This window comes from Natrialba magadii ATCC 43099, from assembly GCF_000025625.1.
In the GTDB taxonomy this organism is placed as follows: Archaea; Halobacteriota; Halobacteria; order Halobacteriales; family Natrialbaceae; genus Natrialba; species Natrialba magadii.
The window spans coordinates 43701-65762 of record NC_013924.1; the positions used below are offsets into that span (position 1 = coordinate 43701).

Consider the following 22062-nt stretch of genomic DNA (forward strand, 5'->3'; position numbering starts at 1 on the left):
TGAATGGTCTAGCTTGGCACTTCTGTTGACGTCTATTTTCTGCGGACTGCCTCCCAAGGAGTTGTGGAGGCAACCAACGCGCATCTGAAGGCGATGAAACCGGTTTCCGACCATGGGGCCCTTTGCGATTCGAGTAGGGTTTGCTGAATACAGGGTGCGAACGCAGCACGAGTCACAGTTCGATTTGTGAACGTGGTTGTCACTCAGCCCAAGTTGAGAACTGTTCGAATGCGGAAAGGACCGACGGAACGCGGCGAACCTGCTCACCATCACATGCTGTGTTTTCATTCCAGGGTTGCGAGACCAGGTATTGAGTCTGATCGGAAGAGAGGTGTTGTGAGAGAACCGGGTTATCGTCGATGAACACATCGTACTGCAACGTTGGCTTCGGCTGAGTATCGATTGAAACGAATCTGTCATACGGAATCCCAGCTGTAGTTACCCACTGTTTCATCGACTCCTCAACGCCAGTCCGTGCAGTCACGATATCAACGTGGAGGTCGGTTGATGCTATGAGTGGCGGAAGGTTCGCTGGGAGGTTCTCGACACTGTACTGGATTTTTGAAGAGTGGTTTCTCCACCCGTGATTAACGATTGAATCGAATGTGTCGAAGCCCACTACTGTAGGGACCCAATTCCAGCTATCAATATCGGATTTCACGTAGCTTGTTCCGCGGGAGGCATTGTATTGATCAAGAAAGTAGTCTATCGAGTTCGCCAGCACCCCTTCTAAATCAAGCGCGACCTTCATAACGTGCAGTTAGAACGAGGTGGTGTTCGGATTAGTATGTTTTCACCGACTCTGTTGCAATCAGTGACTGTTGACATCCTCCGCCACCTTCAGTTGTTACGGACTATCCGGCACGCTCGACCAGTTCCCCGAGGTCGAGCCACTCGAGTGAGGAAAGCGCACAGATTTCTGCCATGACATCCCCGTTGGCGGTTGAGTCGCCGCGGTGTCGATCACTCCTCAAAATTCACTAACGCATTCGAGAGTATACGGGTTGCTTTTTCGATTGCCTCTGGTTTTGTTGCTTCAGCTGGATTGTGGCTGATACCGTTGATACTTGGAACGAAAACCATCCCTGTTGGAATCCCAGCTAATTGGAAATTCATAGCATCGTGTCCGCCGCCACTCGGGAGACAACAATACGCAGCGCCACTCGTTTCGGCACTTTGCTCGAGAACAGTAACGAATTTTGAGTCGAGCTGAACCGGTTCAGATCGATCGAGATGTTCGATCTCGGTTCTTAGCTCGCGGTCATCTGCAATTGTTTCGATTGTATCTACAATGCGATTCTCAATCGTATCGCGATAGTCCTCCTCTTTGCTCCGAATATCAATCGGGAAAGAAACCTCTCCACAGACCTTGTTTATTGCACCGTTGACTGGCGTGATATCTCCAACAGTGGCAACCAGATCTCCATCAGTAGCGGCAGTTGTCGCAACAGATTCGATTGCTGTTATCATCTCGGCAGCACCGCTCAGTGCGTCACACCGTAGCTCCATCGGAGTTGCACCAGAGTGATCGTGGTCCCCAGTTACGGTGACACGACATCTCACAGGCGCACGAATACTAGTGACAAGACCAACATCTAACTCCCGTTCGTCAAGCACCCGGCCCTGTTCAATGTGGAGTTCAAGGAATCCCGCAATTCGTTCGGTATTGATCGTTGGATGAGAGAGATTTTCGGGCTCAAACCCTTGCGATTGCATTGCATGCCATAGTGGGACATCATTTTGATCAGTAGCTGAGAAATCTTCCACTTCGAGTTGACCGAGTGCACCTCGGCTTCCGACTGTATGTTGCCCAAACCGAGCGGACTCCTCGTTCCGAAAAATTGCGAGAGTTGGTGGGTGCGCTGGTTCACACTTGGAATTATATACTGCTTCAATTGCTTCGATTGCAGTAACCACACCCAGGGTCCCATCGAGACGGCCGCCATTGTATACAGAATCAAGATGACTTCCGATATAGATCGAGTCTGACGCCTCCGGCTCTCGAGTTGCGAAGAGATTCCCCATCGAGTCTTCTGTGATTGAATAGCTACTGGAGAGTTCAGCCTGAATATAGGAGAACGCGTCTGACTCTTCGTCTGTATACGCTAGACGAGTGACACCTCCTTTTTGTGTTTGCCCAATTTCCCAGAGGTCGTCAAGACGGCGTTCAATGCGATCGCGATCAATTGCTTGGACCATGGGTTTGAGACTTATACTCACGTTCCCGCATTTGATAATATTTTCTCCCATAGAGTGTCTGATTGGCTTTCAAAACTCGGTAGTAGCTTTGGTTGTGAGTATCATGTCCACCCGACACTAACTATTATAGTGGTAGAGTTGATAGTATATCTATGGAAAATATCAGCACATTTATTGAAGAAAGTGGCGCGATTAAGCGTGGAAGTTTTAAGCTCACCAATGGTTTCCTCACAGACTATTATATTGACAAGTATGCCTTTGAGACGGATCCTGAAATTCTCCACGTAATTGCTTCTGAAATTGCTGATAAAATCTCTACGGACGAGATCGATGTTATCGCTGGCCCTGCCCTCGGTGCAATTCCCCTTGTTACTGCTGTCTCGCTGAAAACTGGCATTCCGGCGGCTTACATTCGGAAAGGCGAAAAACACACGGGAACGCAGGCACGAGTCGAAGGAGAAATCGGGAAAGGGAAACGGGTTGCAGTAGTCGAAGACGTAACGACAACTGGGCAAACCATCCTCGAGACTACTGAATTGGTCCAGGAGGTAGGAGGGGTTGTTGAGAGACTTATCGTCGTCGTAGATCGGAATGAAGATGCTGTCGACAATGTTGCTGAGAGGGGGTATGAGCTGGAGTATTTAGTTCGGGTTGGGGAAGATTTCGATATCTCTGATCAATAGGCATTTGTGTGAAGGTCGTGCGATTGAACTCTGTCCTCATCCGTAGTGTTGGTCGCGAGCGTTGGCCCCAGCACGAAGCATCGCCACGGTTGCTTCGTACGCATCGACGTATCGCTCGGCTTCGACCGTCGTCGTGCGATCGTCGACCCGTTCGACACCAGGCGTGCGGCCGGCACCAGCTGCGTGATTCGTCGCGGACCAGTCCGCCGAAATGGTGACCGGAGTGTCTGGTCGCGAAACAGGCATTGCGTCCGCGTTCTCCACGGCTCGACAAGCCGCAGTGCGAATGTCCGGACGCGTTTCGTCGGGCGAGCGGCAGTTCGCAGTGAATCGATCGATACCCTCTTTGACGATCACGGTCTCGGCTGCTTCCCCTACCTCTTCTCGAGCTTCTGCGGCAGTCGCATCGTCCCCGGTGACGAGTCCCACGGGAATGTCGAGCGACCCGGCAAAGCAAGCGTTCCATCCTAATTCACCCACCTCACGACCGTTGACTCGAAGTCGAACTAATTCGTGACCCATGAAGGTATGGTTGAGGACAGCGCCGGCAGTCCCTGCCTTGGCGTGGTAGCCGACGAACAGCGCGAGGTCGTGATCCGACGAACACCCTTGCATCATCGACCGTGGCTTGGTGTTTCCCCTGATGAGCGTGGCTTCCTCGTGGAGACTCGCTCGAGGCAGGTTCGTCATCGTTGCGTGGGCGTCGTTGACGAGCACCGAATCGGCCCCGCCCTCGAGTGCCCCTTCGATCGCTGCGTTCACGTCGTCGACGAACAACGACTGGGCGTCGGAATACGCTGTTTCGTCCTGGACGACGTCGATCGGATCAGCAACGCCGGTGACACCTTCCATGTCGGCGGACACAAAGACATCCATACTTGCTGAACGGAGTGGCGAATCAAAAAGAATTGGGAGAACTGACCATTGCGAATGATGTGTTTCGGATGTACGGATGAGCACGGTCAGCTACCAACGGCTGAAGCCGTTGGCTTGTCGGTGGACTCCCGTTCTGCCGACACGTAGGCGTCGGGCGCCACGTCAGTAGCGTTCACGGTCATCGATTCACGGCACCTCCACAGGGTGGAGACCAAATTGCTAGGAAACGAGCAACTGTCGGTTGAGGACTGTGGCTCAGTCGAACGCGGAGACGTCGGTTGATAGGATCGTCCGTGCCGCCCGCTCCAGAATCTCGAGCCCGTCTTTCGCCTCGTCGAGGTCAATATACTCGTCGACAGTGTGTGCCTGGGCCAAACTCCCGGGTCCCCACGTGATTGCCGGAGTCTCGGCGTGATTGATGAAATTTCGTACGTCGGTCGATGCCCGTATTCCCCACGGTTCCGGTGAGGCATCCGTCACCGCTGTCGAGTGTTCACGGAAGACTTCCGCTACTGGATGGTCAATCGGGATTTCGGCCGAGGAATAGGTCTCGTCGCGGTCCCACGTGGCTTCGATACCATGGTCGCGGTTAAGTTCCGAGACGACTCGTTCAATCTCGTCGTCCACCTCATCGATCGTCTCGTCGGGGAGAATCCGCCGGTCAAGGGTGACAGCCGTTCGATCTGCGAGCACAGCCTTGTTCGAGCCCTCACCCGCACTGATCTGGGTGACCGTGGCATACGCCTGACCACAGAGAGGGTCACGTCGTTCGCGGAGGCTGGCGTCGTAGTCGTTCAACCTGGCGAGAACCGTTCGAACGTGGTCGATCGGGTTCGTCCCTCGATCTGGGTCGCTCGCGTGTGCGGGCTCTCCAGGCCAAGAAATCTCGTACCATGCCATCCCCTTCTCGCTGGTTGCGACCCGACACTGCGTCGGTTCGAGCACAACACCGACATCGCCGTCGAAACCCGCATCGAGAAGCGATTTGGTTCCTGGGTCGGCTGTCTCCTCGCCCATCGCGGCATGGACGACAATCGAACCATCCAGGCCCCCGTTCTCGATAGCCGATCGGAGGTTGAGAGCCGTGACCATGGCAATGGCGATGGCTGTCTTCATGTCGACACTCCCGCGACCATAGAGTCGACCGTTCTCGATGACGCCTCCGTAGGGAGGATGCGTCCACTCGTCATGATCGCCCGCAGGGACGACGTCCAGGTGTCCGTTCAACACTAGCGTGGGGCGGCCGGCTCCGATTTGTGCGCCCACCTGCTGGCGGTCAGGGTTGGGTTCGTCAACCAGCGTCGACTCAATCCCGTGGTGTGTGAACCAGTCGTGGACGTACTCGGCGCACGCACTCTCGTTCCCCGGTGGGTTCTCAGATTCGATACGAACCAGCGCGGCGGCGAGCGACGGAAGATCAGTCGGATACCGCTTTGTCTCACTTGGTTCGCGATTCATGGCGAGTGCTCCATTTCGTTTTTCGCCGCTCCGTATCGGGCCTCCACGTCGTCGAGCGTCGGTTCGATGCGAGTCACGTCACCGACCGCTCGCTTTGCGCCGGCAGTGTCTTTGAGCCCCATCCCGGTGACGACCGCGACGACAGACTCGTCGGAACTGATGATCCCCTGCTCGCGGGCTCGGCGGATGCCGGCAATGGGGGCCGCGCCTGCCGGTTCGGCGTAGATTCCCTCTGTCTGCCCGAGCACGGTCTCAGCGTCGAGGATGTCGTCGTCGGTCACGGTCAGTGCGGTCCCTCCACTCTCCTCGAGTGCACGACAGGCCTTGAGCGTGTTCCGGGGCCGACCTCGTCGATTTCGTCGTGGCCGTGGAACGCATCGTGGATCGCGCTCGCTCCTTCGGGCTGGACACCGAGCATTTTGGGCGTGTCCTCGACGTAGTCCAGTTCGTCGAACTCTCGGAATCCCTTCCAGCAGCCGCCGATCGTACACCCATCGCCCATCGAGAAGACGACCCAATCGGGAATCGAATCCTGCGTCTGCTCGGCGAGTTCGTGGCCAACGGTTCGCTTTCCCTCGATCTGGAAGGGGTTGATCGCCGCATTTCGGTTGTACCAGCCATATGACTCGGTGACATCCATACTCAGATCGTACGCTTCGTCGTAGCTCCCAGCGACCGCGAGGACGTCGGCTCCGTAGACACGGGGCTGGACGAGTTTTCCTTCGGGGGCGCTTTCAGGAACGAATATGCGGCAGTCGAGATCGGCTCGTGCCGCGTAGCCTGCAAGCGATGCGGCGGCATTCCCCGTCGACGCGCAGGTGACGATGTTTTGGCCAGCGTGGCGTGCCTTGGTGACGGCAACACTGGTCGCACGGTCCTTGAAGCAGCCCGTCGGGTTCAGGCCGTCGTTTTTCACGTGAACGTCGACGCCGAGTTCGGCGCTCAGTTGCGGTGCGTCGAGCAGGTCCGTCCCACCCTCATCGAGTGTGACCGGCGTCGCTTCCGTGTCTACCGGGAGGAACGCACGGTATTTCCACTGGGTCTGGATGTTTCCATCAAGTGGCGCGTCGAACCGGTCGTGGATGACGTCGTAATCGTACACCACCTCGAGGATACCGGCGACACCGTCGTGTTCCGGACAGGTGTACACGACCTGGTCTGGGTCGTACGTCGCTCCACAGAGCGTACATTCGAGTGTTTCGACATGATCGAGTGTCATACGGTACCTTGCGTCTGCTGCTATATTATATCCCCTCAGCCATGTCGATGTTTGAATAAGAGTGAGTACGACCTCCGTGGGCCTGTTCACGTTGTTCGCCACGAAAATGCGTTGGGGACTGTGACAGGTTCCTCTGTACCTGTTCAGTTCGAACTCGGGTGCAAATAAGCACAATCAATCCGCCAAGACCAGACATCCACCACAGGTCGTTGCTGTGTCTTACCCCTTCAGGGCGGAGAGGATGTCAACTGATGTAGTCGCGTCAGAGTTCTCGTTAGAGTCGCTGAGACACCCAGCAAAGGGGGCCGCGAGAGTGGTGACAGACGCCGTGAGAAACGTGCGACGGTTCATACCAGAACGAATGGATTCGCTAGGTAAATGCTTTCTCCAGACTCAAATAGGAATTTTATCCTTCGAAGAGGCTGCCAATGTGAGTCTGTTCAGCTGGTTGGTTGTAAACTGCCGGCCCTAGTTATTTTGACATTCAGACTTCCTTCAGAACGAGCCTCAACAAATAGAGAGAGAGAGAGGGAGACTGCTCGTAACGGGTCAGCAGTAAGGAGACGTGAGAGCACAAACAGATGTTTGGTGTCTTATGATTTGTAGAAATCCATCCTCCGACAGTTTGGTTCTACTAAGACACGAATTCGTATAGCGATATGAACTTTACTGGGGCAGAAATAATAACGATTCGGATGGTATAGCTCTTGAAACACTCACTAACGAGCGACACTATTTCCGTCTAATCTTACTCTACATTAGGCCAATAATGTACGGTGGATTTACTAGGGGCCGCGCCGTCTGGTAAGCCGAGTCGATGGATCACAGCAATTCAGGGGCTTCACCCCAGGGAAAACCCCTCGAAGACGCCCTCGCGGAGTTCCTCGAAAGCAAGTCTGGCAACTACGCCGCGAACTTAGAGCGCGTCGTCGGCCAGTGGATCTCCTACTGCGCCGATCGGGACGTGCGGACACTCGAGTCCGTCACGAAACGCACGATGGGACACTACGCCAGCCACCTTGGTCGGCGCGTCGATGCAGGCCAATCCGACGCCGTCGACGGCGGGATTGCGGCCTCAACCGCACACACATACTACAATCTGGTCTCGGCGTTCCTGAGTTGGGCTGTCAAATGGGACTACCTCGCCGAGAATCCGGCCGAAAAGGCCGCCGCGAAAGACGAACTCCCGTCGAAGAACTCGAGTAACAGCGGCGACCAACAGTTCTGGTCGCCCGAACAGCGCCGAACGATCATGGGCTACGTCGACGAGCGTGCGCGAACAGCAATCGACGAGCGCGGCACCGATGCACTCGAGGAGGTCCGCGACCGCGCGCTGGTTGCGCTGCTCGCTTATGCTGGCGTTCGTGGCGCGGAGGTACTGGCCGACTCGCGCGACGAGCGACGAAACGGCTTGCGCTGGCAGAGCGTCGATCTCGAAAACGGCGTGATTACGGTCCTTGGGAAAAGCCAGGACAAAGAGGAGACGGCACTCCCCGACCAAGCGGTCACACCGTTGCGGCGACTCGAAACGATTCTCGACCCCCCGGCAGCCGACTGGCCAGTGTTCCCGTCTCGGCACCCACCGTCGTTGTACAAAGCAATCGACGCCGCGGGACACGAGAAACCGGACGGCGACCCGTGGGGGTATGTCCTTGAAACCGGCATCGAACCGCCGTCGATGAGCACCTCGGGCGCTCGCACGCTGTTGAAGCGCCTCTCCGACGAGGCGGACGTACCGCTCGACGACTCGCCGAAAGACTATCTCACGCTGCACGGAGCCCGCCGTGGTGTCGGCGAGAAACTCTATCGTGAGCGCGGGGCCGCCGCGGCACAACGAACCTTGCGCCACGCCGACCCACAGACAACGTCGGAAATGTACTCGCACATCGAAGCGAGCGAGTTGGCCGAAGACAATACGGCGGTGTTCGACGATGAATGAGCGAAAAATAAACACCTCAAGACACTCGCCGCAGGCTTCTTAGACCGTACCGGACATGAAATGGAGGCAGTCAAGAATTGGTCGCACGACGGGAATTCAGGACACAACCGCGAGTGGGTGTACGATCCCTTCTGGTTTGAGGTTCCGTATAGTCCAGGTGTTGCTGACGTGGCTTGCGATTGTACTGATTGCAATACGTCTGTTGAAGTCGGAGATACGCCAGCGAGAAAGGTGTATGAAGCATGTTAGTCTCCCTCCATTGATTCGGTCGTTGTAATCCCGTATAAAGATGCGTCCGATTTCCGGTTCCGCGGGGAGATACGACACGTCTGTTTCTTTCACGAGGCCTCTGTCCGAATCCCCAACCAACTTGAGAATAAATGTCTTGAACACAACGAGTAGGCTAGGTACGGTCAGGTTGATCTACGGCGTCGTCGAGCTGGTCGATCGGATCGACGCGATCGGCCGTTGTGATCGCGAGGGGGATGTCACCTGTTCCCCTCGGCACAGGCCGAGAGCGGGCACGTCGTCGGCGAGACGATACAGGCGCGGTTCCAACGTGTCGCCGATCGTGCCGGCGTCCGGGTACGGGGTGAGCTACCGACCTCGAAAATGGGCCGGCGATTCTGGTATACGACGTATCTCGACTCATAGAAGGAACTCCTCGCAAGTCTGGACGTAATCGCTGCGGAGCAGGGCAGTTCTGATGCGAGTGTCGTTCTAAAGAACGATCTCTCGGAAGCTGAACGGCAAGAGTACCGGCGTGAGCTCATGCGAGAGCGGCTTGCAGAGGCGTTTAACGGATAATGGTTGCGTCCGTTGTCGGATTGTCGCTTGTGTGACCACCGAGGAGTGGACCAGTCTCGAGGTCGTCAATCGCAAAATTACGGTCCCTCTCCTGAGGATCTTACTTGTCGCTGTCGTTCTCGACGACGTATTGGAATCCGTCCGATTCCTCCGCGTCCTCGCCGATCACGTGATTATCTTTGAAGTAGGGATAGCCTCGTCCGCCGTACGGATCGACACACGTTCCATCGGGATCCTCGTCCTCCTCGTCGCGGTCGTCGGTCATCGCTCACGCTTCTTTCTCACTCCAGCCTATTGAGTATCGCTTTCACATTCCGGAGTACATTCCACCAGTCGCTTACGTTTGTTTCGCGACTTCTTTTTCGATTTTGGGTCCTTTCTAATGCTTATTAGACGTAATGTCTAATGTGTTTTATCCTCTGAATTCCCTGGGGTAATAAAAGGAGGGGCCGTAAATTCAGCGATCTCGGATCGGTCCGTCACGCTCGGTCCGACCGATCGCTTGGTGATGGATTCGATCTGGAGCCGCTGATGTAACTGTCGAGCCTAAACGTCTTGAGGTGGCCACTCTATCAACTCTATATTGCTATACAAATCTCCCACATCGGTATTTTCCTGCTCCTCGTCGAACTACCCATATGACGAGGACCGAACTCCCCGACCCCGAGACTGACAGTACGACGAGCGTCGAACAAGCAATCGCGACCAGGGTGAGTCGCCGGTCGTTCGCCCGAACGCCGGTGACAACCGCGGACGTGAGTCAGGTGCTGTGGGCCACACAGGGAGTCACCCACGAAAGAGACGGGATCGAAATGCGCGCTGCGCCGAGTGCCGGCGCGACGTATCCAATCGTCGCGTTTCTCGAGGTCGCGCCGGACGGCAGCGAACGCCTGGAGGCGGGGCTGTACCGGTACGAGCCGACGGGTCACGCGCTCGAGGTATCGCTCGAAACGACTGTTCACGACGATCTTACGCGCGCCGCGCTGAGCCAGGAAGTCGTGCGGGACGCGCCGGCGACGATCGTCCTGGCGGCAGACTACGATCGAACCCGAACACAGTATCCGGACCACGGCGATCGGTACGTCCACATGGAGGCCGGCCACGCCGCGGAGAACGTCCACCTCGTCTGCGAGTCGCGGAACCTGAATACCTGTCCCGTGGGCGCGTTCTCCGACGCCGATGTCGCCGACGTGCTCGACCTGCCGGGACGACTCGACCCGCTGTACCTGCTGCCGTTCGGCCACCGACGGACTGAGAACTGACCCGGCGTGTTGGGTAGTCGGTCCTTGATGTCGTCCGCTTCGACCCCGGTACGTCCGCCATGAGTTCGTATGCGTCGCCACGAACAGAGCGCCGAACCCGAGTCGAGGCGCGAGTGCTGGTCTCGACCACGCCTGACGTCACTCCTCGGGTGGGACCGTCACCACCGGAATCGGCGACGTTTCGATGGTACGCCGGGTGACGCTTCCGACCAGAAACCTGTGGAGCCCGCTTCGCCCGTGGGTCCCCATGACGATCAGATCGATGTCGTGCTCCGTTGCGTAGTCGACGATTTCACGTGCGACGGGACCGTTCAGTTTTGCCTGCTCGTACTCGAGTCCCTCCCGATCGGCGATTTCGTGTGCCCTCTCGAGTGCATCGGTCACGCGCTCGTCCCACTCTTCTTGCGCCTTGGCTCCCCTGGTCATCTCTGGGATTACCGCCAGCGCGTGGATCGTTGCGTCAGATGGGTTCGCGATCTCTGTAGCCTGTTCGATCGCGTGAATGCTCGGGTCGCTACCATCGGTCGGTGTCAGGATGTGTTGGACCATGGTACCACTAACTGATCTGTACACGATTTGCGTAATAAAGCACGTGGGTGAAAACGACCGTTCCTCTGGGGTGAGATCCTCTTCGCCGTAAAAGGTCGTCTCGGGTAGTCGATGTTAGCATGGTCCTGATACTCGACTCTGACACGTCGGGCGATATCGAATTCACGGAGGCGGTCGCCGTTGACTTGACTGTTGACGAGATCGAGAGCGCTGGCCGTTTTAGCTGTCTTGGCGCTGGCCGGTCGCTCCATTTTTGGTCCCACGGAGAATCTCGGTGAACGAATGCGACTCGAGGCCACCACGATCGACATCGGCACATCTCGTCCGCTGGTCCTGCTGAACACGTTCGACGCGGACGAACTGGGTGCACATCCGCTCGACCGCGTCCGGATCGGGTGGGAGGGGGAGACGACCACCGGGATCGTCAAGCGGACCGACGAACTGGTCGAGCCGGGCATCGTCGGCGTGACCGAACCCCTCCACCACGTACACGGTGACGTCGGGATCACGCTCGCGGGGACGCCGCCGTCGGTCCGGTGCGTTCGGAAGAAACTGGACGACGTCGAACTTGGGCGGGCGGAACTCGAGCGGATCGTCCGGGACGTCCACGAACACCGGCTCTCGGACGTCGAGTTGAGCGCGTTCGTCTCCGCGGTCTACGCGAACGGGCTCTCGCTGGCCGAGACGAAGCACCTGACCGAGGCGATGAGCGGCGTTGGCCAGCGACTGCAGTGGGATCGCCCGGTCGTCGCGGACAAACACTCCATCGGGGGCGTGGCGGGCAACTGCGTGACGCCGATCATGGTCGCGATCGTCACCGAAGCCGGCGTGACGATGCCCAAGACCTCCTCGCGGGCGGTAACCTCGCCGGCCGGCACTGCGGACGTGATGGAGGTCCTCAGTGATGTCGAGTTCTCGATCGACGAGATCGAACGGATAGTCACCGACACCAACGGCTGTCTCGTCTGGGGTGGCGGTGTTGATCTCTCGCCCGTCGACGACGAGATCATCCGTGCGGAGAACCCGCTATCGATCGATCCCGAGGGACTGCTGATGGCGTCAGTGCTCTCGAAAAAACAGAGCGCCGGCTCGACCAACGTCGTGATCGATATCCCCTACGGCGAGGGGGCGAAAGTCGAGAGCCTGGTTGCTGCCCGCGAACTCGCGGACGATTTCAAGCGCGTCGGCGACCACCTGGAGATGGATGTCAGCTGTGCGATCACCCACGGGACCGATCCGATCGGCCGTGGCATCGGTCCCGTCCTCGAGGCCCGTGACGTCCTCGCGGTGCTCGAGGGTAACGGCCCGGATTCGCTCCGGCTGAAGTCGTTGCGGCTCGCCGAGATGTTACTCGAGCACTGTGGTGTCGACGCCTCTGCGACCGAAATTCTCGACTCCGGCAAGGCACTCGAGCAGTTCCGGACGATCGTTGCCGCACAGGGGGGCGATCCGGACGTCGAATCGACGGATCTCGAGCCCGGCGAGGAGTCGACGACCGTCCGGGCAGATCGGGCCGGGATCACGAGTCGCGTCGACAACAGGCAGCTGTCTGACCTCGCACGGCGTGCCGGCGCACCGCGTGACAGCGGGGCCGGACTCGTCGTCCACCGAACGGTTGGCGACGAGGTCGAACTCGGGGATCGGCTGTACACGATCCACGCCGAAACCGAGTCCAAACTCGAGGAGGCAGTGTCGTTCGCCGACCAACTCGAGCCGATCAGGGTTCGGAGCAAGGCCGACGCATTAATCGAACGACGGTAGCGATCGGGGATCGAGGTAGCTAACACACGCTCGCGACGCGACCGGTGGATGATTCACTGTTCCCGTACAATCGTTACAGGAACCGAAGACCGACGGAGTGTGGTCTCTGCGACACTCCCGAGCATGATACGTTCGATGCCACTTCGGCCATGGCTCCCCATGACCACGTGATCAAAATCACCCCCGTCGATGTGGTTGACAATTCCGTGACCCGGCCGTCCATACCGCCAGTTCGTTTCTACGGTTTTGTCGTACTCTTCCGCAATGGCCTGTGCCTTTTCGAACATCTGGTTCGCAGTTCCACGCGCTTTTTCGAGCCATCTGTGCCGATAGTCTTCTACCCCGGCATCAGTATGCTCAGCGAACGGTTCGACGACGTGAAGCACTTCGATAGACGCGTCTGGAAACGTTTCCATCGCGAATCGCAACGATGCATCTGCCGGACCACTACCGTCGTACGGTACGAGAACGCGCGCCCCCATATCTGATGGATTCCAGTATCGTATTTAGTCCTGTGGGGGTATCGATACGACCGGTGTGATGGAACAGCCTCCACATCGGACATCGGTTGGGACCCATTGAACGGGTTGTGGGGGGCTCCGACCGTGACTCGCCCGACTGCCTGAGACTATTGGACCTCTCCGAACTACTGTCGATTTAGTGGCCACTATCGTCATTATGAATTTAAATAATGTGTGGGTAAGTCAAGACTGACGATACCATTCGGTTGACTTTCTACTCAGATGTTGTGGTAGCGACCACCCTTTCACCTGAGGGTATGAGACGTTACTTCGATCAGGACCCTCTCGATAGAGTAGGCCAGGATCTCAGTCTTAACGGGGTAAGAAATCAGTTATGCGTCGTCATCGACGAGAAACATCGCGTCGCTGAGATCGCGTTCCTCGGTCAGTCGAGGCTGGAATACAGCGGCTCGATATGGACTTCGACGTCCGGCACAGTGACAGCAAGAAGTAGACATGGGGACTATTGTATTGCTTGAAAGAGGCAAGTCCACACCTGCGTAATTGTGCTGGATATTTGTTAGAAACGCTAGCACGCCGTTTACTCACAAAACCGGATACGTAATGGGGAACCTCACCAGATTACTTGGTTCAGTGACCTTCGGCGAAGACAACGTCTTGATCAAACAGATTCACAATCTCACTTTCGGAATAGGAGAGTGCCTCCAGTATCTCAGCCGTGTGTTCTCCCTTTTTCGGTGGTTGTGTGGAGAACGTTCCATCGTGAATCGCTGAACTGAATCTGAACGGGAGTGCAGGCGTGACGACCTCCTCATCAGCTTCTGGATTATACGAGTCGACGAGCATCGATCGATCAGCAACGTGAGGATCCGAGTCTACGATGTCACTAACCGTTCGTACTGCACCGGTTGGAACACCGGCATCCATGAGACCCTTCTCGAGTTCGATCGCATCGTACGATTCGAACTCGGCAGTGAACTCATCTTTGATGAGATCACGGTGTTCCAATCTGTCGTCGATTGTCTCGAACCGCTCGTCCTCGAGTAGGTCTTCGCGACCCAGGAACCGACAGAGGCGCTCGTACATCGCTTCAGACAGGGTTGCAAGATAGATGTGTCCGTCTCCCGTCGGAAAGACACCATTTGGTGCACTGCCGATACCCTGTCCACCTGCGCGCTCGGGTAGTTCTCCGGTTCGGTCGTATCGCGAGATCCAGTAGGACATCCACGCAATGGCGACATCGAACAGCGAGATATCGATTTCAGTGCCCGATCCTCCCCGATCTCGCTGGCGGACGGCAGCCAGAATTGCATACGCGGCGTTAGCACCTGTTCCACAATCGATCAGGCTCGCGCGGATTCGGACTGGGGGCCGATCAAGGTAGCCGGTGATTGCCATCAGACCGGAGAGTGCCTGGACACATGGGTCGTATCCGGGATACGAACTGTAGGGCCCAGTTCGGCCAAACCCGGATAGTGAACAATAGATGATGTCTTCGTTTCGTTCACGAACCGACTGATAGTCAAGGTCGTACTTTTCAAGGACACCAGGTCGGAAACTCTCGACGACGATATCGGCTTCGTCGACCAGTTCTGTAACGATTGCGTGTCCCTCGTCGGTTTTCATATTGACGCAAACGCTTTGCTTGCCGTGATTGAACGGGGTGAACATACTCCCGCCCATCAAGTTCCGGAAGTTATCGCCTGACGGGGGTTCGACCTTGATCACGGTTGCTCCCATTTCCCCGAGTAATTGTGTACAGACGGGGCCTGCTATCGATTGGGTTAAGTCAACGATGGTAAGATCGTCTAACGGCTGCATACAAGTGAGGGTTATACCGAACTGAGAAAGTCTTTTTGGGAACGGTTTCCAAATGGGTTTTGGGGACGTTCCAGAGTCAAGCCCTAGATCTGTAGCCAGTAGACACCCATCCGATCAGTGAACTGTCCCCACTTGCCTTCTTTCGCTTGCTCCTTGCGAGTAGGGCTTCCGGTTTCCAGGACACGTGTGAAGATTCTTCCCTGATAGATAGTACATTGGAGCTCGCAAAAGCAGTAGCGAAACGGGAAGCCTCGGGGTTTGATCCCGAGGCAGTTCACAGGCAATTGAGGAGCTTTCCCGGGACTTGAATCCGGGGCGATTCACGAGTATGTGAGGTTCAACTCAATCTCGTTAACAACACTTTGCATGACGTTTGGAATTTCATCTTCGAATCGTTCGCTATGCATTCGGTGGCTTGGACCGGCAACGGCAAATGCTCCAAGTACGTCTCCATCGGGGCCGATTAGCGGAACACCAATAGCATGGAGTCCGTCTGTGCTTTCGGCGCGATTGAACGCATATCCCCGGTCTCGGATCGCCTTCAGTTCCTCAAAGAGCTCAGTTTCGGTTGTAATCGTCGAATTCGTTGCAGCGGGTAGTCCGTGCTGATCTATTATTTGTTGGACGCGCTGTTTCGGCAAGTGGGCGAGAATTGCTTTCCCGCCCGAGATTTGGTGCATATAGAAGCGTTTCCCGAGGCGAGCGCGGGTGAAGACACCCATCTGTCCTGCCTCTCGTGCTAACACGACAGACCGACCGTGCTCTTCAGTGGAAAACTGGACCGTCTCACCAGTCCGTTCTGCCAGCTCTCTCACCTTGGACTCGATTTGTTTGATGCTGTCAAACTGGTGGAGTGCATATCCGCCGATATCCAGAAAATGGAGACCAATTCGGTACTTTCCGTTGTCGTTGACAACATAATCGTGTTCACGGAGCGTTGCTAGGTGTTTGTGCACTGTCCCTTTTGACACTCCGACCGTCGTAGCCAGTTCCGAAACGGTTGCCCCATTCTGGTGTTTTAGCTCCTCAACTATTCTGAGGGTTGTGTTAACGCTTTTAATCTGCGTTGACGCCGAATCGTTTCCGTGTGGGGACATTGTCTGATACAGGTCTGGTTGCGAGAAAAGGTTTACTCATTCGAAACAGATTCGATCGCTCGTTCGCTATCCTGACCGTGACGAGAATATACCGACTGCTGGTTATTGTTGGTCGTGAGTCCCTCTCTGAGAGGTCCTTCAACACTTACTGACGTCATGCTACAATGAACTTCACAGCAGTATCGGACTGAGATGGTACAGATATCGCAGTAGAGACCACTATTGACAGAGTGCATCAAGGGTTCCCATAGCCAGAAGCGAATTCTATTTCTATTACGTCGAGCCTACTCAGCAGGCCACCACTCTTGTTTCGTATGACGAAATAATAGGGGGGATTCGCCTCAATCTCTCACAATCACTCATACGAAGTGCAATAATTAGAATGTGCGCCCGAAAAACGGTTAAATCATACCTCTGGATAACTCATATTACTCGTTTATACATGCTGATTACCATCATTCGATAGTATAGATCCCTGATTTTGGGACGTGCTTTACACGAGTACTTGTGTAAATATCTGGCGGCGATCTTGATCAGTTATAATACATCAGTACGACTGTAAATGTCGGCAACACTCTAGTTCAAACCGAGTGTTACTGTCAGACAATAATCGTACTATCTCACACGCGCTCAACTCGCCAGACAATGGTTTCGCACCACGAAATGAAGTCTGGTCACCTCCACTTTTTACCATTGAGTTCTTTGGTTCCATTCTGTGAAGATACTCTGGATATAGGGTGCAGATATTTCATAACTCGCCTCTACACTGCCCATTTGTTTCTACCGAACGGAAAAAACCGAGTTCATAATGGTATCTTCAACATCTCTGATAGACGCGCCACTGGACGTGGAGACCGGTCACATGAGTACCTGCTTCTATAGTAACAACTGCAACTAGTTACACACTGATCGCCGAGCAGACTGGCGATCAGGTGTGCAGTGACTTGCAGTGGCTACTATAGCGTCTCTTCAACTGTGGACTGTGTTCGAACAACGGTGTGCTTATTTCGTATCGATTGGTACAAACATGCGTATGCCAGACGCTTACGTAGTCGGTGCAGGACAATCAGACTATGGTTCGTTTCCAAGTGAAAGCTACCGCTCATTGTTCCGAACGGCGTTCGAGGAAGCAGTAGCGAGCGTTCCGAACGGAGTCGAGACGGACGACGTCGACGAAGCCTTTATCGGCACGCTCGGCGTCGGTGGCCGCCAGCTCGGACTCTCGGGGCCGGCAGTAACCGAACACGTCGGTCTCGATGGCGTTCCGTGCACGCGCGTCGAAAACGCCTGCGCAGCGAGTGGCTTTGCGACTCGCCAGGCCGTCCAGGCAGTCAAGTCCGGCATGGCGGACGTCGTCCTCGCGGGCGGCTTCGAGATTATGACGGACATGAGTTCGGACGCGACGAAGTACTGGCTCGGCGTCTCCGGTGAAACCGAGTGGGAGCGACTCTCTGGTACCACTTTCTCCGGGGTGTACGCCCAGATGGCAAGCGCCCACATGGAAGAGTACGGCACCACGCGCGAGCAACTCTCGCGCGTCGCCGTCAAGAACCACGCTAACGGCGCGAAGAACCCGCACGCGCAACTGGGATTCGAGTGTTCACTCGAGGACGCCCAGTCGGCACCGGTCGTCGCGGATCCGCTCAATCTCTACCACTGCTGTCCGACCTCCGACGGTGCGGCCTGTGCACTGATCGTCAGCGAGGATGTCGTCGACGACTATACGGACGATCCGATCCGCGTCGCCGGCGTCGGTGCTGGCAGCGACAGTGTCGGACTCTTCCAGCGTGATTCCTACACGGGCGTCCCGGCGAGCCAGCGTGCCGCTGAAACGGCCTACGAGATGGCTGACATCAGCCCAGAAGAACTCGACTTCGCGGAGGTCCACGACTGCTTCGCGATCGCTGAACTGCTGGCCTACGAGGATCTCGGCTTCTGCGAGAAGGGCGGGGCTGGCGAGTTCATCGAGTCCGGCGCGACCGAACTCGGCGGTGAGCTCCCGGTCAACACGTCGGGCGGGCTCAAATCGAAGGGGCACCCGATCGGCGCAACCGGTTCCGGTCAGGTTGTCGAGGCGTTCAAACAGCTCTCGGGGAAGGCCGGAGAGCGACAGGTCGAGAACCCAGTCCGCGGGCTCACCCACAACGTCGGCGGTAGCGGCGGTGCATCTGTGATTCATATTTTCGAGAAGGAAACGGAGGTGAGCGCCTGATGGTCGCTATTACTGCTGTCGGCGCGTACGCACCGCGATTCCGTATTACGGCCGAAGAATTCGCAGACGCCTGGGGTCACTTCCAGGCCTCCGGTATCTCCGAGAAGGCCGTTCCCGCGGCCGACGAGGACGCCCTGACGATGGGCTACGAGGCTGCAACGCGCGCACTCGAGTCAGCCGACCTTACTGGCGAGGCTATCGACTGGCTTGGCTTCGCATCCTCTCGCCCACCGCTCGCAGAGGAGGACTTGACGGCCCGTCTGGGCGCGATGCTCGCCGTCAGCGAGGCGGCCACTCGTCACGTCTTCACCGGCAGCACGCGCGCCGGCACCCGCGCGCTCTGGGCCGGCATAGACGCCGTCGCTGCTGACGAGACCACGACGGGGCTCGTCGTCGCCGCCGACGCACCGGTCGGTGAACCCGACAGCGAACTCGACCACGCCGCCGGCGCAGGCAGCGCTGCGTTCGTCCTCGAATCGAGCGGCCCCGCCGAGATCGTCGACCGCGCCGAGTACTCCCGCCCCTACCCCGGCACCCGCTTCCGGAACACCGGCGAGGAGGAGACTCAGGGCCTCGGCGTCACCCAGTACGACCGCCAGGCGTTCACCGAAACCATCGCTGGCGCTGTGGCTGCACTCGAGTCCAATTCCAACGACGACCTCGAGCCAGCGGCCGCCGCCATCCAGGCACCGAACGGGAAACTCCCCTACCGCGCCGCCGGCGCGGCCGGCGTGGGCACCGACGAGATCCAGGCCGCTGCAACGGTTCACGACCTTGGCGACCTCGGTGCCGCGAGCGTCCCCGTCTCGCTCGCCAGCGCGCTCGCAGAGGGTCACGAGTCGATTCTGGGCGTCTCATTCGGTAGTGGAGCCGGTGCTGGCGCTTTCTTGCTTACCGTTGATGGCGAGGTTCCGACTGAAACGGCCCTCGAAGGCGGCGATTCGCTCTCATATGCTGAATACCTTCGTCAGCGGGGCGTCGTCACCTCGGACCCTCCAGCTGGTGGTGGGGCATACGTTAGCGTCCCGTCGTGGCGACGGTCGATCCCACAGCGATACCGACTTGAGGCGGGCCGTTGTCCCGAGTGTGGAGCAGTGACCTTCCCACCAGAGGGTGCCTGTGCCAGCTGTGGCTCGCTTGATGAGTATGACTTCACCGAGCTTTCTGGCGATGGGGTTGTCGAGGCTGTAACGACAATCTCACAGGGTGGTGCGCCCCCGGAGTTCGCGACCCAGCAGTCACAATCGGGTGACTATGCGGCCGCAATCGTTGCGTTTGACGTTGCAAACGGTGAGGAGACCGTCAGCGTTCCGGTAATGGGAACTGACGCTGCGCCTTCAGCGTTTGTCGTCGGAGACCGTGTCGAGACGACGATCCGTCGGATCTACACGCAAGAGGGTGTGACACGATACGGGTTCAAGATTCGACCACCACACGACGACTAACGAAGCGCTACTCACAGCACTCTCCGCCGAGCGGTCGCCCCATCGTTGCGGCCGAATACGAACGTTTTTCACGATACTCTCGGTCCAGTCATCTATGCGAATTGCAGTGCTTGGAGCAGGGAGTATGGGACACGGAATTGCACAAGTATCGGCGATGGCTGGTCACGAAGTCGTGCTTCGTGATATCGAACCAGACCGTGTTGAAGCAGGTATCGAGGGAATTCGGGAGAACTTACAGGGCGGTGTCGACCGTGGCAAAGTGTCGGAGGACACGATGGCAGACACGCTTGGTCGGATCGAAAGCGAGACCGATCTCGAATCGGCAGTGCACGACGCCGACCTGGTCATCGAAGCCGTGCCGGAGGATATAGATCTTAAGAAGCAGGTCTTCAGCGACGTGGAAGATGCAACTGCTACGGGGACGATCATCGCCTCGAACACGTCTTCACTGTCAGTGACGGAGATTGGAAGCGCACTTGACCAGCCGGAATACGCTGTTGGCCTCCATTTCTTCAACCCGCCACACTTGATGGATCTGGTTGAAATTGTGATCGCAGAGCAGACGAGTGAACAGACTGAGAAGGCTGCTATCGACTACGTCCAAAGCCTCGAAAAGGAAGATGTCGTCGTCCGAGATACTGCCGGGTTCGCCTCATCGAGACTTGGTGTTGTCACTGGACTCGAGGCGATTCGGATGGTCGAGGAAGGCGTTGCCAACCCAGCAGATATTGACGAAGCGATGCGGATTGGATACGGCTATCCGATGGGACCGCTCGAATTGACAGATCTCGTCGGACTTGATGTCCGTCTCCACATCGCCGAATATCTCCGTTCAGAACTGGGTGAACGGTTTCGGCCACCACAGACCCTTCGCCGGAAGGTCAGGGCGGGTAACCTCGGAAAGAAAACGGGTGAGGGCTTCTACGTCTGGGAGGACGGTGACCGTGTTGGTATGAGCGGTGACTGGTCAAACGATACGTAAGGAGTACATCGCAGCAAGCAGTGACCGGCTGTTGACCCCCATGTGTTTCCCCATTGTCACTGGCTCGGTCCGACTCGAAACTCCTTTTACACCCGTCTGACGAGTGTACACATGGCATTCAGTCTGTCGGATGAGCACGAAGCTATCCGTGATGCTGTCCGTGAGTTCGGTGAAAACGAGATTACGCCGGTTGCGGAGGAACATGACCGGGAGGGCAAATACCCTGAAGACCTCCGACGAAAAGCCGCCGAGTACGACTTCGTCGCGCCAAGTATTCCGATCGAGTACGGTGGTGCCGGCATGGACAAGCTTTCGAAGACGATCGTCACCGAAGAACTGTGGCGAGCTGATCCCGGAATCGGATCGGCGGTCGGCAGCGCAGGCTTCGGAACGAACATGATCGTCGAGTTCGGCGACGAGTGGATGAAAGAGGAGTGGCTCCCGAAAGTCGCAAGCGGCGACGTTGCGTCCTGTTCGATGATTTCCGAACCCGCTCACGGCTCGAACGTCGCGGGAATTGAGACAGTCGCCGAAAAAGACGGTGACGAATACATCCTGAACGGGAACAAGATGTGGATCACGAACGGAACGGTCGCCGATGTCGGCGTTGTCATGGCGAAAACGACCCCAGGAGAGCGCCACCGCGGCATCACCGCCTTCCTCCTGCCAATGGATACTGACGGTGTTCTGACCGAGAAAATCGACAACAAGCTCGGTATCCGCGCTTCGGACCTCGCCGAAGTGGTTATCGATGACGCGCGCGTCCCCGAGGAAAACGTCATCGGTGAGGTAGACAACGGCTTCTACCAGCTGATGGAGTTCTTCGCTTCCGGCCGAACCAATGTCGCCGCACAGGCCATCGGTGCTGCACAGGGTGCACTCGATGCCGCAATCGACTACGCTGGCGAGCGCGAGCAATTCGGACAAAAAATCGGGGAGTTCCAGGCGATTGAACACAAGCTTGCCGAGATGGCAACTCGAGTGGAGGCTGCGCGATCGCTGACCTACCGCGCTGCAACTGAAGTCGAGCAGAACAATCAGGACGTCGCCGCGCAGTTCTCGAGTATGGCGAAGCTGTTCGCCAGCGAGATTGCGGTGGAGGTCGCGGACGAAGGCGTTCAGGTTCACGGTGGGTCGGGTTACGTCACGGACTACCCTGCAGAGCGCTACTATCGTGATGCCCGCATCACGAAAATCTACGAAGGGACAAGCGAAATTCAGAAGAATATCATCGCTGATCGATTGCTGTGAAGAGGGGGTTTCGACGAAT

Annotated in this window: 17 protein-coding genes and 2 pseudogenes; 9 read left to right on the plus strand and 10 right to left on the minus strand. The window is 57.0% G+C overall.

Annotated features, from left to right (window positions below; all coding sequences use genetic code 11):
- Positions 1–199 precede the first annotated feature (199 nt).
- Both NMAG_RS19280 and NMAG_RS19285 read right to left on the minus strand, forming a co-directional pair.
- Entirely contained in the window at positions 200–751 is a 552-nt protein-coding gene (locus tag NMAG_RS19280; protein WP_004216313.1) for an HAD family hydrolase, read from the minus strand.
- A gap of 212 nt (positions 752–963) precedes the next feature.
- Positions 964–2199 carry a Zn-dependent hydrolase gene (locus NMAG_RS19285; RefSeq protein WP_148221947.1) on the minus strand — a complete coding sequence of 412 codons (1236 nt, stop codon included), beginning with the start codon at positions 2197–2199 and terminating at the stop codon, positions 964–966.
- Between the two features lie 152 nt (positions 2200–2351).
- Here NMAG_RS19285 and pyrE point away from each other — a divergent pair, with 152 nt between their 5' ends.
- A complete protein-coding gene (gene pyrE, locus NMAG_RS19290; protein ID WP_004216317.1) occupies positions 2352–2882 on the plus strand; it encodes an orotate phosphoribosyltransferase in 531 nt (176 codons plus the stop codon).
- Positions 2883–2918: 36 nt separating this feature from the next.
- On the opposite strand, the gene NMAG_RS19295 is transcribed toward pyrE, so the two are convergent.
- The 3 genes and pseudogenes from NMAG_RS19295 to thrC all read right to left on the minus strand — a co-directional run bounded on the left by NMAG_RS19295 (position 2919) and on the right by thrC (position 6435).
- Positions 2919–3758, minus strand: coding sequence for a M55 family metallopeptidase (locus NMAG_RS19295; RefSeq protein WP_004216318.1), 840 nt, complete (start codon positions 3756–3758; stop codon positions 2919–2921).
- 255 nt (positions 3759–4013) lie between these two features.
- Entirely contained in the window at positions 4014–5216 is a 1203-nt protein-coding gene (locus NMAG_RS19300) for a M20 family metallopeptidase (protein ID WP_004216319.1), read from the minus strand.
- Positions 5213–6435: pseudogene (gene thrC / locus NMAG_RS19310) on the minus strand (threonine synthase). The gene NMAG_RS19300 and the pseudogene thrC overlap by 4 nt, the downstream one beginning before the upstream one ends.
- Before the next feature lie 817 nt (positions 6436–7252).
- Between thrC and NMAG_RS19315 the strand changes: the two are divergent.
- The gene (locus NMAG_RS19315) at positions 7253–8374 is read left to right on the plus strand and encodes a tyrosine-type recombinase/integrase (protein WP_004216322.1); all 1122 of its coding nucleotides are present in this window, start codon (positions 7253–7255) and stop codon (positions 8372–8374) included.
- 406 nt (positions 8375–8780) lie between these two features.
- A pseudogene (locus tag NMAG_RS22525) lies at positions 8781–9181 on the plus strand (site-specific integrase); the annotation flags it as partial.
- Between the two features lie 100 nt (positions 9182–9281).
- Here the strand turns inward: NMAG_RS22525 and NMAG_RS22270 are convergent.
- Positions 9282–9446, minus strand: coding sequence for a hypothetical protein (locus tag NMAG_RS22270; RefSeq protein WP_004216323.1), 165 nt, complete (start codon positions 9444–9446; stop codon positions 9282–9284).
- Between the two features lie 373 nt (positions 9447–9819).
- Here NMAG_RS22270 and NMAG_RS19320 point away from each other — a divergent pair, with 373 nt between their 5' ends.
- Positions 9820–10443, plus strand: coding sequence for a SagB/ThcOx family dehydrogenase (locus NMAG_RS19320; protein ID WP_004216324.1), 624 nt, complete (start codon positions 9820–9822; stop codon positions 10441–10443).
- A 138-nt stretch (positions 10444–10581) separates the two neighbouring features.
- Here NMAG_RS19320 and NMAG_RS19325 read toward each other — a convergent pair whose 3' ends face one another.
- The gene (locus NMAG_RS19325) at positions 10582–10992 is read right to left on the minus strand and encodes a universal stress protein (protein WP_004216325.1); all 411 of its coding nucleotides are present in this window, start codon (positions 10990–10992) and stop codon (positions 10582–10584) included.
- Positions 10993–11274: 282 nt separating this feature from the next.
- On the opposite strand from NMAG_RS19325, the gene NMAG_RS19330 reads away from it, so the two are divergent.
- Positions 11275–12753: an AMP phosphorylase gene (locus NMAG_RS19330; protein WP_004216326.1), complete on the plus strand. Its 1479-nt coding sequence runs from the start codon at positions 11275–11277 to the stop codon at positions 12751–12753.
- Positions 12754–12806: 53 nt separating this feature from the next.
- On the opposite strand, the gene NMAG_RS19335 is transcribed toward NMAG_RS19330, so the two are convergent.
- From NMAG_RS19335 to NMAG_RS19345, 3 genes are all read right to left on the minus strand, one after another.
- Complete coding sequence (locus NMAG_RS19335) at positions 12807–13235, minus strand: universal stress protein (protein ID WP_004216328.1); 429 nt, start codon at positions 13233–13235, stop codon at positions 12807–12809.
- A 630-nt stretch (positions 13236–13865) separates the two neighbouring features.
- Positions 13866–15056, minus strand: a complete 1191-nt coding sequence (locus tag NMAG_RS19340) for a CaiB/BaiF CoA transferase family protein (RefSeq protein ID WP_012996952.1) — start codon at positions 15054–15056, stop codon at positions 13866–13868.
- Positions 15057–15376: 320 nt separating this feature from the next.
- Positions 15377–16153, minus strand: coding sequence for an IclR family transcriptional regulator (locus tag NMAG_RS19345; protein WP_004216330.1), 777 nt, complete (start codon positions 16151–16153; stop codon positions 15377–15379).
- Positions 16154–17186: 1033 nt separating this feature from the next.
- Between NMAG_RS19345 and NMAG_RS19350 the strand changes: the two genes are divergently transcribed.
- The 4 genes from NMAG_RS19350 (at position 17187) to NMAG_RS19365 (ending at position 22043) form a co-directional block, all read left to right on the plus strand.
- On the plus strand, positions 17187–18365 hold the full coding sequence (locus tag NMAG_RS19350; RefSeq protein ID WP_012996953.1) for a thiolase domain-containing protein: 1179 nt from the start codon (positions 17187–17189) through the stop codon (positions 18363–18365).
- Positions 18365–19810, plus strand: coding sequence for a zinc ribbon domain-containing protein (locus NMAG_RS19355; RefSeq protein ID WP_012996954.1), 1446 nt, complete (start codon positions 18365–18367; stop codon positions 19808–19810). The genes NMAG_RS19350 and NMAG_RS19355 overlap by 1 nt, the downstream gene beginning before the upstream one ends.
- Before the next feature lie 94 nt (positions 19811–19904).
- On the plus strand, positions 19905–20792 hold the full coding sequence (locus tag NMAG_RS19360; RefSeq protein WP_004216071.1) for a 3-hydroxyacyl-CoA dehydrogenase family protein: 888 nt from the start codon (positions 19905–19907) through the stop codon (positions 20790–20792).
- A gap of 111 nt (positions 20793–20903) precedes the next feature.
- Positions 20904–22043: an acyl-CoA dehydrogenase family protein gene (locus NMAG_RS19365; protein ID WP_004216072.1), complete on the plus strand. Its 1140-nt coding sequence runs from the start codon at positions 20904–20906 to the stop codon at positions 22041–22043.
- Positions 22044–22062 lie beyond the last annotated feature (19 nt).